Here is a 13,949-nt window from a genome sequence, read left to right on the forward strand (position 1 = left end):
AATAATTGTTTTTATTCATCATCTTCTGTATCATTTGTTGGTTCTTCAACATTTTCTTCAGTAGTCTCTTCTGACTCCTGATCAGATGGTGGTCCATCTTCATTCACTTCTTCGATTTCTTCTTCATCTTCCTTTTCAACACGAGCTACTGTCGCTACTTCTTCTTCTTCGCCTAAGCGAATTAATTTAACACCTTGAGTATTACGACCTGTTGTTGAAATTGATTCTGAAGACATTCTGATCAGAACGCCACTAGCAGTCATTAACATGAGATCTTCTTCACCTGTAACTGGTTTAACCGCTACTACATTGCCATTTTTATCATTTAACTTACACGTTAAAATACCTTTACCACCACGGTTTTGTAAACGATACTCTTCTTCTGGCGTACGTTTACCATAACCTTTGGATGTCACGGTTAATACGTCAATTCCAGGGTCAAGAATTTCCATAGATACAACTTCATCATCTTCACGTAAAGTAATACCTTTTACACCTGAAGCTGTTCGACCCATTGAACGAACATCATCTTCGTTAAAACGTATTAATAAACCATTTTTCGTACCAATCATGATGTTTTTATCGCCATCTGTTAATTTTACAGAGATTAATTCATCATCTTCTCTAAGGTTAATCGCACGCAGACCACCACGTCTAATATTTGCAAATTTCTCTAATGTTGTACGTTTAGATAACCCTTTTCTTGTGGTAAAGAACAGGTACCAATCTGATTCAAATTCTTTAACCGTGATTACGGCATTTACCCACTCATCTTTTTCAACTTGTAGGACGTTAACGAGTGGAATACCCTTTGCGGTTCGACCATATTCAGGTATTTCGTAACCTTTTGCCCGATATACTTTACCCTTATTGGTGAAGAATAATAAGGTGTCATGGGTTGATGTAGACAGTAAATGTTCGACAAAGTCTTCATCATTGGTTCCCATACCTTGGATTCCTCGACCACCACGACGTTGTGCTCGATACGTTGTAGCAGGTAATCGTTTAATATAACCACGATGAGTTAAACTAATAATCACCGTTTCTTCAGGAATTAGATCTTCATCTTCAATGAAATCTGTTCCACCTACTGCAATATCAGTACGACGGGTATCATTGAAACGTTCTTTAATTTCTAATAGCTCTTCTCTAATGATTTCTAATACTTTTTCATCATCAGCTAAAATAGCTTTTAATTCTCCGATTAATTCCATAACATCTTTATATTCATTTTCAATCTTTTCACGCTCTAAACCAGTTAAACGTTGTAAACGCATGTCTAAAATAGCTTGAGCTTGTTTTTCAGATAAACCAAAACGTGACATTAAGCCATCTCTAGCTTCATCTGTGGTTTGTGATTTTCTAATAAGCTCAATCACTTCATCCAGATGATCCAAAGCAATTCGTAAACCTTCTAAAATATGAGCTCTGGCTTCTGCCTTATCTAGCTCATACTGTGTACGGCGAACGATGACTTCTTTTTGGTGTTCTAAATAATGGTTTAACGTCTGCTTAATATTTAATACTTTTGGTTGACCATTAACAAGTGCCAACATGTTAATACCAAATGAAGTCTGTAAAGCTGTTTGTTTATAAAGGTTATTTAAAACAACATTCGCATTTGCATCACGTCTTAATTCAATGACGATTCGTAAACCTTCACGGTCAGACTCATCACGTAAATCAGTAATCCCTTCTAGTTTCTTATCTCGTACTAACTCAGCAATCTTTTCGATTAATCTTGCTTTGTTAACTTGATACGGGATTTCTGTCACAATAATTGAGGTCTTTCCATTGGACTCTTCATGAATATCTGCTTTAGAGCGGATTGTTATAGAGCCTTTACCAGTTTGATAAGCTTGGCGAATACCACTACGACCTAAAATCGATCCACCAGTTGGAAAATCTGGTCCATGAATGAAATCTTCCATTAGCTCTTCAATCGTAATCTCTGGATTGCGACTTAACTCTAATACGGCATCAATGACTTCACCTAATTGATGAGGTGGGATATTGGTTGCCATACCTACGGCAATACCAGCTGCGCCATTCACTAAAAGGTTAGGAAATCTTGCCGGTAATACAACGGGTTCTTTTTCAGAGCCATCATAGTTTTCAACGTAGTCAATTGTATTTTTGTTAATGTCTCTTAATAATTCCATCGATAATTTAGACATTCTAGCTTCCGTGTAACGCATAGCTGCTGCAGCATCACCATCGACAGAACCAAAGTTACCATGACCATCCACTAACATATTTCTAAAGTTAAAATCCTGAGCCATACGTACCATAGCTTCGTATACAGCAGAATCACCGTGTGGGTGGTACTTACCGATTACTTCACCTACGATACGTGCTGATTTCTTATAAGCTTTATCTGCATGCATCCCTAAATCATGCATTGCATATAAAATACGTCTATGTACGGGTTTTAATCCATCACGAACGTCAGGTAGTGCACGAGCGACAATTACACTCATTGCATAATCTAAAAAGGACGTTCTCATCTCATTGCTAATATTAATTTCTTCTACTTTTGGTCGTTGTTGATCCAACCGTCATTACCTCCCTTGGGTCAAACGAGCACAAGAATATCTCATATTCATGGAGTACTTGTGCTCATTATTTCCCATATCAATTGCCATCTAATTAAATATCTAAGTTTTGAACGTATTGGGCGTTCTGTTCAATGAAATCACGTCTCGGTTCAACTTGGTCACCCATTAAAGTTTCAAAAATTTCATCAGCATCCATTGCATCCTCTAGCTTTACTTGCAGGAGTGTTCTAGATTCTGGATTCATTGTCGTTTCCCATAATTGAGTAGGGTTCATCTCACCTAAACCCTTATAACGCTGTAAATTCGGTTTTGGTGACGCTGGAAGCTCTGATAACATACGTTCCATTTCTTTATCGTTATAAGCATAATAAAGGTTTTTATTCTGCTTAATTTGATATAAAGGTGGCTGTGCAATATAAATATAACCACGTTCAATTAAAGGACGCATATAACGGTAGAAGAACGTCAATAATAACGTACGAATATGTGCACCATCGACATCTGCGTCAGTCATAATCACAATTTTATGATAACGTGATTGTTCAATATCAAATTCTTCTCCAATACCTGTACCTAATGCTGTAATCATCGCACGAATTTCATTGTTAGATAAAATTTTATCTAAACGTGCTTTTTCTACGTTAATGATTTTACCTCTTAAAGGAAGAATCGCTTGAAAATGTCGATCACGTCCCTGTTTAGCTGAACCACCTGCTGAGTCACCCTCAACGATGTATATTTCACTAATAGCCGCGTCTTTAGAAGCACAATCTGCTAATTTACCTGGCAAGCTTGATACTTCTAGTGCACTTTTACGTCGAGTCACTTCACGTGCTTTTTTTGCAGCAATTCTTGCTCGTGAGGCCATTAACCCTTTTTCAACAATTCGTCTGGCAGTTTTAGGGTTTTCAAATAAAAATTGTGAAAACTTCTCAGAGAAAATCTGGTCCGTAATCGTACGAACTTCACTGTTCCCTAATTTAGTTTTAGTTTGTCCCTCAAATTGAGGATCAGGGTGTTTAACAGAAATAATTGCTGTTAACCCTTCACGAACATCATCACCAATTAAATTAGGATCGTTTTCTTTATATAAGCTATTTTTTCTAGCGTAATCATTAATCACACGTGTTAACGCCGTTTTGAACCCTGATTCATGGGTTCCACCTTCAGCTGTGTGAATATTATTGGTAAATGAGTAAATATTACTAGCAAACCCATCGTTGTACTGAATAGAGAATTCAACAGTAATATCATCCATTTCACTCTCACCGTAAATCGGTTCATGTAACGTTTCACGTTTACGATTTAAGTGTTCAACATATTCAGCAATACCGCCTTCATAATAAAAATGTTCAGGCTCTTGATCTTCCACACGTTTATCTTCAATTGAGATGCGAAGCTGCTTATTTAAATAAGCCAGCTCTCTCGTACGATGTAATAATTGATCGTATTGATACTCTTGCGTTTCAGTAAAAATCTCCGGATCCGGTTTAAAAGTAGTTTTTGTACCCGTAATATCCGTTTCTCCAATGACTTTCACTTCTTCATTTGGGACACCACGAGTATATTTTTGGTAATAAATATTCCCATCACGGTGGACATACACTTCACAGCTTTCTGATAGCGCATTAACTACAGAGGCACCTACACCATGTAAACCACCCGACACTTTATAAGTTCCACTATCGAACTTACCACCAGCATGTAAAACCGTCATAATAACTTCTAACGCTGGTTTGCCAGCTTTTTTATGTAAGTCAACTGGAATTCCACGTCCATTATCAATAACAGTTATGCTATTATCTTCCTCTATGATGATTTGAATATGATCACAATATCCAGCTAATGCTTCGTCAATACTATTATCGACAATTTCCCAAACGAGGTGGTGGAGACCTCTTTCACTAGTTGAACCAATATACATACCTGGGCGTTTACGAACCGCTTCCAAGCCTTCTAGTACTTGTATCTGACTAGCACCATAATCATTTTGTTCGTTCATATTATCTTCCATCGCCATGATCTCACCTTCATTTTCCTATTGAATTACTAGCTTCATATCTTTAGTCTTCCAGTTCATAAGAATCTGTTATATCATCGACTTTATCTAACTTATAAGACAATTGCGCTCTCCGATTTAATGTAGAAACGGATAGGGAACTAAAATAAATATGATCGGTCGTAATGACAATCGATTTAGCTTCTTCATAAGAAGTATCTGAAACGTTCCCTTTTTCTCTTTGTTTGAAAATCATCTCTTCAATAATCGATGAGGAGTGAAATAAACTATAGTCAATAATTGAAATGACTTCTTTGGACCGTATTACATTTTCATCTCCAATATGTATAAACAACGTTCATCCCTCACCTTTCCTCTACTAATTGACCTTCGTGAATCGTAAAAATTTCAGCTTCACTAATGGTCTCATGAGCAATTCCATCTATGCTCGTCGTGGTTACAAATGTCTGTACTTTACCTTGTATGGTATTTAATAAATGAGATTGTCTATAATCGTCTAATTCACTTAATACATCATCTAGTAATAAAATTGGATATTCTCCTACTTCTTCAAAAATTAATTCAATCTCTGCTAATTTAAGAGATAGGGCTGTCGTTCGCTGTTGTCCTTGTGAACCATACGTTTGAACATTTTTATCATTCACATAAAAAATTAAATCATCTCGGTGTGGACCAACTAAGGTTGTTCCCCTGTCAATCTCTTTTTGTTCAATATGATTAAAATGTTCCTCATAAACTATTCTTATTTTTTCCGAATTCACGTCTTCTGATACGTCTATACTTGCATCATAATCAATATTTAACTGTTCATTCCCACGACTAATCCCCTGGTGAATTGGTTGAGCCCATTTTCTTAATTTCTGTAAAAATTGAAATCTTCTTTCCAGGATAATACTAGCGTGTTCTATTAATTGATCTGTATAAACTTTTAACATCGTTGAATCTGCATTTGGTTTGCGTTGAAGATCCTTTAATAATGCATTTCGTTCTTTTAAAATTCTTTGATATTGACCTAAATGATAAATATAAACAGGTTGGGTTTGACCAATTTCCATATCAATAAATTTACGACGTTCTTGAGGGCTCCCTTTAACCAAATTTAAATCTTCAGGTGCAAACATTACGACATTCATTGCACCAATATATTCGCTGAGGCGTTTTTGTTCTATATGATTAAATTTAGCTTTTTTCCCTTTATTTGAGAAAATAACTTCTAATGGGATTGATTGATTTCGTTTTAAGACCCGTCCCTCTATTTTACCATACTCTGCATCCCATTTGATTAATTCTTTATCGCGGGGTGTACGATGTGATTTGGTAAAGGCTAATACATAGATGGCTTCCATCAAATTAGTCTTACCTTGAGCGTTTTCACCAATAATGACGTTGATTTTTTTATCAAAAACAACTTTTTGTTTATCATAATTGCGATAATTGGTTAACGTTAATTCTTCAATATACATGAAGTAACTCCTCTAATCTTCAGCTCGTCCGACTTGAAACGCTCCTACTTCGTCAATTTCAACGATATCGTCGACTTTTAATTTACGTCCTCGGCGATCGTCAAGTTCACCGTTCACATAAACATCGAATTCTTTAAGGAATACTTTAGCCATTCCTCCAGAATCAATGATATTTGCTAATTTGAGAAATTGACCAAGTGTAATTTCTTCTGTATCTATTTCAATAATTTCAGGCATTTTTCCACCTTCTTTAATTTAAATTCCATGTAAGTTTATTTTACTAAAAATTTGGTTATAAGAAAAGAAACTGAACGATTTGAATACAAGTTCAAACAATCGTTCAGTCTTATAATAATAGCTCTTTCAAATAAGTTGTTGTTTTCCGAGTGTCGCAGTTGAAAGACACTTCGCTTTCCGTGGGCAACGCTTCAGCCTCCTCGTGAGCTATCGCTCACTGTGGGGTCTTCAGCTGTTGCTTTTCCCTCAGGAGTCTTCGTGTCTTTCAACTGCTTATCACTTCAATAAAAATTAATAATTTTCATTAAAAACAACTTTTAAAAAAGTAGCCCAATAATTATTTTGAATATTAATAAGTTCTTACTGGTGTGATTAGTTGCAGGATTTGTTCATCATCTTCTTCTGGACGAATCACAAATGGTCTCATCGCTCCAGTGAAGTTAATTGACACTTTATCACTATCAATTGCACGTAAAGCATCAATCATGTATTTAGCATTAAACGATATTTTCAATTCCTCACCATCAATAGAATCTGTTTCTAAAGTTTCCTCAACATGACCAATCTCCGGTGAATTACTTGTGATTTGTAATGTATTTTGCCCTTTTGTCACTAATTTAACAATATTATTTCTATTATCTTTTGCTAATAAACTCGCACGATCAATCGATTCAATTAATTCTTTTGAATTAACTTTTACAACAGTCTTACTCTGATTCGGAATTAAGCGTGATGTTTCTGGATAATTACCATCTAATAATCGAGATAAGAAATAAACATTCTTCGTTCTAAATAAGATTTGGTTATCCGTTACACTAATTTGAATCGTATCCTGAGTTTCATCTAGAATTTTATTCAACTCACTTAAACTCTTACCTGGAATAACAACATTGTTAAAAAATAGTTCTTCCGCATCGTTCATAGAAATTTTTCTTGAAGCTAAGCGGTGACTATCAGTAGCCACTAACTCCAAAAGATTTTCTTCTAACTTCAAATGAACTCCAGTTAATATAGGACGAGTTTCAGATACTGATACTGCAAAATTGGTTTGACGAATCAGCATTTTTAATAAATCAATTTGTAAGTCAAAGCTGTTTTCAGTTTGTAGCATCGGTAATTGTGGATATTCTTCAGCATCTTGTCCATTTAATTTAAATTCAGCATGACCTGATTTTATTTTTAGATTTAGATCGTCATCTACATCAATTTCTACTTGGTTATTAGGTAATTTCTTAATAATTTCTGGTAAAAACTTGGCTTGAACAACGATTTGTCCAGGAATAATTTCATGAATATTAATAACGCCATCTTCTTCTTTAGGAATAATAGATTCAATCGTAATATCAGAATTACTTCCAGTTAATTTAACTCCTTGATCATTAGCTTCTAGTTTAATACCTGAAAGAATAGGTATTGTTGTTTTTGAAGATATTGCTTTCATGACGTTTTGAATACTTGCCATTAACGGTTCGCGTTCGATTAATATTTTCATAATGCCCTCCTATGAACATCGTTTATATATTTATTTATTTTATATAGAAATATAGTAACAGTAATAGTAGGTCCTGTTAATTTGTGAATAACTCTAATTTAAGTTGTGTTTGTCGAGTTATTCACATGTGGATAACCTGTTTATAAATGTGCACAATCTATACACATGTTAACAGTCTAATTAGATTTAATAGTTTCAATTAAATCATCAATTTCTCTTTGAAGTTGAATATCAGCTGCCATCATTTTAGAAATTTTCTCATGAGCATGAATAACTGTCGTGTGATCTCGACCACCGAATTCCTCACCTATTTTAGGTAGAGAGAAATCTGTCAGCTCTCTAGATAAATACATGGCAATTTGTCTTGGAAAAGCAACGGATTTTGTTCGTTTTTTAGCAGCAAAATCTTCTAAACGAACATGATATTTTTCACCGATGATTTCTTGAATGCCTTTAATGGTAATTTCTTTTGGTTTTGAATTAGGTATAATATCTTTTAATGCACTCGCTGCTAAAGAGGCATCAATATCTTCATTAACTAATGATGAGTAGGCAACAACACGAATTAATGCACCTTCTAGTTCACGAATGTTTGTATCGATTTGATTCGCGATATATAACATAACTTCGTTTGGAATATCTAATCCGTCAGCTTTGGCTTTCTTACGTAATATAGCAATACGCGTTTCTAAATCTGGAGGGGTAATATCAGTAATTAATCCCCATTCAAAACGAGATCGTAAGCGGTCTTCCAATGTTGGTATTTCTTTTGGTGGACGGTCACTTGAGATAACGATTTGTTTATTTTCTTCATGTAATGTATTAAACGTATGGAAAAACTCTTCCTGAGTTTGTTCTTTTCCAGCTAAAAACTGAATATCATCAATTAATAGCACGTCCACATTTCTGTATTTATTGCGGAAGTCAATGGCTTTATTGTCACGAATGGAATTAATAAATTCATTGGTAAATTTCTCAGAAGTTGTATAAACGACTCTTGCGGATGGATTATGATCAATAACATAATGCCCGATTGCATGCATTAGGTGAGTTTTCCCTAAACCAACCCCACCATAAATAAATAGAGGGTTATAGGCTTTTGCTGGAGCCTCAGCTACTGCAAGAGAGGCAGCATGTGCAAATCGGTTTCCTGATCCAATAACAAATGTCTCAAATGTATATTTTGAATTGAGCATTGTTTTTGAAGAAGAGTTGTCTGATTTTAACTCATTCATTTTCTTAAGAGGCTGATTCATAGGTTCATCAATATCCTCGGTTTCCGGAATGATGAATTTAGGTCGTAACTCTGAACCAGTAATGTCATATATAGTTGAAGCAATTAATTTAGAATAACTATTCTCTAACCAATCTCTCGCAAACTCATTGGGGGCTGCGATAATGATATGGTCATTTTCTACAAATTTTGCTTCAGTCGATTTTAGCCAAGTATCAAAACTTGGTTTACTAACTTTTTTTTCTATCTCTGCTAAAGCTTTAGTCCATATTTCTGAAATATTGTCCACCTAGTTCACTCCCTTGTTGAGCCAGTAATTGCTCGATCACTAATGTATTACTGGGTTATACACATCTGTTTTAACCAAAATAAAACACCTTAACCATAAAATAATAATTAAGGCACAAAAATTGATATAGACGCACAAAAAATGAATGTGGATAATTTTATCGAATGATATCAGAACTTCTGAATATCTATCGACAAATTCCACAACATTGTGCATAAAATACTAAACAGCATGTGATTAAGTATCCACATTTTATTAACAATCTGTGGAAAAGTATCAAAGTGTGTACGACTTATCCACTAATTTAATAATATAATCATATCAGAAGATGACTTTTAGTTCAATGCTTTAAAATAGTTATCCACACACTGAACATACATGTTTAAAAATACTATCCACAACTGTTGAATTTGTGGGTATTTTGTCGAATAATGATGTGGATAATAAAAATTAAATAAAATCTATTCATGTTAGCTGTGGATAAAATAAGCACTTGTGTTATAATCGCTTATGCATTACAATGAAATATGCGTTGAAATATTGACATCAAGTACTAAAATTTTATATACTAATTTGGACTGTTTTTTGAAATATTGATACAACGTGTATGAAAATCTTCAGGAGGTGTAAATCATGAAACGCACTTATCAACCAAATAATCGTAAAAGAAGTAAAGTACACGGTTTCCGTGCTAGAATGAAATCGAAAAACGGACGTAATGTTCTAGCTCGCCGTCGTAAAAAAGGAAGAAAAGTTCTTTCTGCTTAGGCCACTGAAACATAATCAGTGGTCTTTTTTTCAGTTTTGAGGATTTTAATCTGCCTGTTTTGGGGTTATCCTATAAAGGTAGCGTAAGAGAATGGATGATTGAATTGAAGAAAGAATATCGTATTAAAAAGAATGAAGAGTTTCAAAAAATTCTTAGACGTGGACAATCTTTTGCCAATCGACAATTAGTTTTATACTATTTTAATAAAAAAGATCAAAGTCATTTCAGAGTGGGTTTATCAGTAGGGAAGAAAATAGGTAATGCTGTTAAACGAAATGAAATTAAGCGGTATTTACGACACGCATTAATAGATATGGAAGACCGTATTAGACCTGATTACGATTTCATTATTATTGCTAGAAAACCTACAAATCAAATGACATTTAATGAAATAAAAAAGAGTTTAACTCACGTATTAAAAAAAACTAACATGTTTCGTCATTAAATGATTGAATTTCTTATGGTAATAAACATATAAGAAGTGCTAAAATACTAAATAGAGTTTTAGTATTGAAACATAGATTATTAATGTATTTACATATATTATATAATCTCTGGGACTTGGTTAGGAGGAAATAGAAAGTGCGTAAAAGACTGTTTTTAATTTTAGCATTAGTTGGAATAGCAGTCCTACTATCAGGATGTATGGATGTTAATCAACCAATTACTGAGGATACTGAAGGTATATGGGCTAAATATTTTGTATGGCCTTTATCACAATTAATAACTTATATAGCTGAAGATATTTTCTTCCACGGTTATGGCTTAGCAATTGTTATTGTTACGATTTTACTTCGTACGTTAATCTTGCCATTAAACGTAAAACAATTAAAATCATCTCAAGCAATGCAATTATTACAGCCTGAGATTCAAGCTTTAAGAGAGAAATATTCTTCTAAAGATCAGCAAACTCAACAAAAACTACAACAGGAAACGATGGCATTATTCCAAAAACATGGAGTTAACCCGTTAGCTGGTTGTTTACCAATATTAGTGCAGATGCCGATTTTAATTGCGTTCTATCATGCGATTATGCGTACGCCTGCTATTAAAGAATATGGTTTCCTTTGGTTCGAATTAGGTGAACCAAGTATTATCTTAGCTTTAATTACAATGGCAACAACTTATATACAACAGAAGATTATGATGGCTGGTACTTCAGCTAGTGTTAACCCTCAAATGCAAATTATGTTATACTTATTACCACTAATGATTGGTGGATTTGCTTTATTCTTCCCATCAGCATTAGCCCTTTACTGGGTAGTAGGTAACTTATTTATGATTGCACAATCAATCTTTATTCGTAAACCAATGATGAAACAATTTGAAAAAGATAATGGGGGAGCGAAAAAGTGAGAGAAATAACGGCTAGTGGTCAAACAGTTGAAGAGGCAAAAGAAAATGCACTTCGTCAATTAGGTCTTACAGAAGAACAAGTTAATGTAGATGTGATTGATGAGGGTAAAAAAGGTTTACTAGGTGTGTTTGGATCCAAACGTGCTTATGTAAAAGTTCAAGAAAAAATTGATTTACTAAAGCAAGGGCAGCAATTCTTACAAGGCGTAGCTCATGAAATGGGTGTAGAGGTTGAGGTTAAATCAACTGAGCGTAATGGAGAATTGGTGTATGAGTTAATTGGAGAAAAAATAGGTCTACTTATAGGTAAACGCGGACAAACGCTAAATGCTTTACAGTATTTAACTCATTTAGCAGTTAATAAAGCCAACACCGGTGAATATATGACTGTAGTTGTAGATGCTGAGAATTACCGCGAAAGAAGAAAAGAGACTCTATATCAGTTAGCTGAAAAATTAGCTAGTAAAGCGATCCGTACTAAACGAGATGTAAAAATTGAACCAATGCCTTCATTTGAACGAAAGATTATTCACACAGCCTTGCATGACCACAGCGACGTTTCTACACTTTCAGAAGGTAAAGACCCGAATCGTTATATTGTTATTAAACCAAATAATTAATACACAAAGACCTTCCTTATTGGGAGGTCTTTTTTACTGATTATGTTTAAATGTTTGGGAAATGTGCATATCTTTAAGTGAATTATTAAGTTAACCGGACAAAAAATAAACTTTTCCGGAGCTTTTTACTGATGAACTCTTGTCATATTGTGTCGATAAATCTTAATCCACCCATTTTTCCGGACAAGCTAATAGAGTTTCCGGATATTTTTTGGAGTGAGTATTACATAATGTGTAACTTGGAGTACCTATATTAAAGGTTTGTAAAGGAAAATATTAGCGAAATATATATCTTTTCTTTTCTTGTGAATTATGTTAATGTTTTAAGTTAGGAAAATAACTAGAAAGGGGTGAAGGTCATGGAACAAGATACCATTGCAGCAATATCCACACCAATTGGTGAAGGAGCTATTGCAATTGTCAGGTTAAGTGGAGATGAAGCATTTTCAATTGCTAATCATGTATTTAATGGAAAAGATTTAACTCAAGTTGATTCACACACCATTCATTACGGAAATATTACTGATCCTAAAACAAATGAGTTAGTTGAAGAAGTCATGGTTACTACAATGAGAGGTCCAAAAACCTTCACCCGTGAAGATATCATTGAGATAAACTGTCACGGTGGAATGGTTTCAGTAAACCGTGTCTTGCAACTTATATTAAGAGAAGGGGCTCGTCTGTCAGAACCAGGTGAGTTTACAAAGCGTGCCTTCTTAAATGGTCGAATTGACTTATCTCAAGCCGAAGCGGTAATGGATTTAATTCGAGCTAAAACAGACCGTGCGATGAACGTTGCGTTAAAACAAATGGATGGACGTTTGTCTGGTCTTATTCGTGAATTACGTCAGGAGTTAATTGAGACAGTTGCTCATGTTGAGGTGAACATTGATTACCCAGAATATGACGATGTTGAAGAAATGACTCATGACGTTTTAATTGAGAAAACTAAACATGTAAAAAAGGAAGTCCAAAAGATTTTGCAAACGGCTAAACAAGGTAAAATCTTAAGAGAAGGTATTGCGACTGCGATTATTGGTCGTCCTAATGTAGGTAAGTCTTCTTTATTAAATAAATTAGCACACGAAAATAAAGCTATTGTAACTGAAATCCCAGGTACAACACGTGATGTGATAGAAGAATACGTTAACGTGCGAGGCGTGCCATTACGATTGATTGATACAGCAGGTATTCGTGAAACAGAGGATATTGTTGAAAGAATCGGTGTTGATCGTTCAAGGCAGGCTTTGAAAGATGCAGATTTAATTCTGCTTGTTTTAAATGGTAATGAAGAGTTTACGAAAGAAGATCGAGCATTATTTGAAGCGGCAGCAGGTATGGATGTTATCGTATTAGTAAATAAAACAGACTTAGATCAGAAAATAGATATGAATGCTGTGAAAGAAGTTGCTGGTGATATGCCGGTTATTACGACATCACTACTACAGGAACAAGGGATAGATGAGTTAGAAGAAGCCATTGCAAATACGTTCTTTGAAGGCGAATTAGATTCTGCTGACTTAACTTATGTATCGAATGTGCGACATATCCAATTATTAGAGCAAACCGAATCTGCTCTAGATGATGCACTTAACGGCATTGAAATGGATATGCCACTAGATCTTGTGCAAATCGATATCACACGTTCATGGGAGTTATTAGGTGAAATTATTGGCGATAATGTTCATGAATCATTAATCGACCAGTTATTCTCCCAATTCTGTTTAGGGAAATAGAATAGTTAAAAAAATACTGTTAATACCGTTGTTGTTATGGAGATTCGCTTCTGGTGGACGCTTTCCGCGGGCACGGCTCGAGCCAGGCTACTACATTGAAATAGCTTCTTTGCTGCCTTGCGCCGAGTAATCGCAGGCGCATCCCTGTGGGGTCTCGAGACTCGTGCTATTCCCG

General features: G+C 34.8%; 12 protein-coding genes. 5 read left to right on the forward strand and 7 right to left on the reverse strand.

Annotated features, from left to right (window positions below; genetic code table 11):
* Positions 1-11: 11 nt before the first annotated feature.
* The 7 genes from gyrA to dnaA all read right to left on the reverse strand — a co-directional run bounded on the left by gyrA (position 12) and on the right by dnaA (position 9,293).
* The gene (gene gyrA / locus E3U55_RS09720; RefSeq protein WP_407644113.1) at positions 12-2,507 is read right to left on the reverse strand and encodes a DNA gyrase subunit A; all 2,496 of its coding nucleotides are present in this window, start codon (positions 2,505-2,507) and stop codon (positions 12-14) included.
* Positions 2,508-2,649: 142 nt separating this feature from the next.
* Entirely contained in the window at positions 2,650-4,578 is a 1,929-nt protein-coding gene (gene gyrB, locus E3U55_RS09725; RefSeq protein ID WP_194840866.1) for a DNA topoisomerase (ATP-hydrolyzing) subunit B, read from the reverse strand.
* 43 nt (positions 4,579-4,621) lie between these two features.
* Positions 4,622-4,912 (reverse strand): extracellular matrix regulator RemB, encoded by a 291-nt coding sequence (gene remB, locus E3U55_RS09730; protein ID WP_134340238.1) that lies wholly within the window; start codon positions 4,910-4,912, stop codon positions 4,622-4,624.
* A 10-nt stretch (positions 4,913-4,922) separates the two neighbouring features.
* Positions 4,923-6,041, reverse strand: a complete 1,119-nt coding sequence (recF, locus tag E3U55_RS09735) for a DNA replication/repair protein RecF (RefSeq protein WP_134340239.1) — start codon at positions 6,039-6,041, stop codon at positions 4,923-4,925.
* 12 nt (positions 6,042-6,053) lie between these two features.
* On the reverse strand, positions 6,054-6,278 hold the full coding sequence (yaaA, locus tag E3U55_RS09740) for a S4 domain-containing protein YaaA (protein WP_134340240.1): 225 nt from the start codon (positions 6,276-6,278) through the stop codon (positions 6,054-6,056).
* 349 nt (positions 6,279-6,627) lie between these two features.
* The gene (gene dnaN, locus E3U55_RS09745; RefSeq protein WP_134340241.1) at positions 6,628-7,770 is read right to left on the reverse strand and encodes a DNA polymerase III subunit beta; all 1,143 of its coding nucleotides are present in this window, start codon (positions 7,768-7,770) and stop codon (positions 6,628-6,630) included.
* Between the two features lie 176 nt (positions 7,771-7,946).
* Positions 7,947-9,293 (reverse strand): chromosomal replication initiator protein DnaA, encoded by a 1,347-nt coding sequence (gene dnaA, locus E3U55_RS09750; protein WP_134340242.1) that lies wholly within the window; start codon positions 9,291-9,293, stop codon positions 7,947-7,949.
* A 633-nt stretch (positions 9,294-9,926) separates the two neighbouring features.
* Here dnaA and rpmH point away from each other — a divergent pair.
* The 5 genes from rpmH to mnmE all read left to right on the forward strand — a co-directional run bounded on the left by rpmH (position 9,927) and on the right by mnmE (position 13,774).
* Entirely contained in the window at positions 9,927-10,061 is a 135-nt protein-coding gene (rpmH, locus tag E3U55_RS09755; RefSeq protein ID WP_134340243.1) for a 50S ribosomal protein L34, read from the forward strand.
* A gap of 104 nt (positions 10,062-10,165) precedes the next feature.
* Positions 10,166-10,507, forward strand: coding sequence for a ribonuclease P protein component (gene rnpA, locus E3U55_RS09760; RefSeq protein WP_134340244.1), 342 nt, complete (start codon positions 10,166-10,168; stop codon positions 10,505-10,507).
* 137 nt (positions 10,508-10,644) lie between these two features.
* Positions 10,645-11,418 (forward strand): YidC family membrane integrase SpoIIIJ, encoded by a 774-nt coding sequence (gene spoIIIJ, locus E3U55_RS09765; protein ID WP_134340245.1) that lies wholly within the window; start codon positions 10,645-10,647, stop codon positions 11,416-11,418.
* A complete protein-coding gene (jag, locus tag E3U55_RS09770) occupies positions 11,415-12,038 on the forward strand; it encodes an RNA-binding cell elongation regulator Jag/EloR (protein WP_134340246.1) in 624 nt (207 codons plus the stop codon). The genes spoIIIJ and jag overlap by 4 nt, the downstream gene beginning before the upstream one ends.
* A gap of 359 nt (positions 12,039-12,397) precedes the next feature.
* Positions 12,398-13,774, forward strand: a complete 1,377-nt coding sequence (gene mnmE, locus E3U55_RS09775) for a tRNA uridine-5-carboxymethylaminomethyl(34) synthesis GTPase MnmE (RefSeq protein WP_134340247.1) — start codon at positions 12,398-12,400, stop codon at positions 13,772-13,774.
* Positions 13,775-13,949: the final 175 nt, after the last annotated feature.

This window comes from Filobacillus milosensis (genome assembly GCF_004402015.1).
GTDB classification, from domain to species: Bacteria; Bacillota; Bacilli; order Bacillales; family Alkalibacillaceae; genus Filobacillus; species Filobacillus milosensis.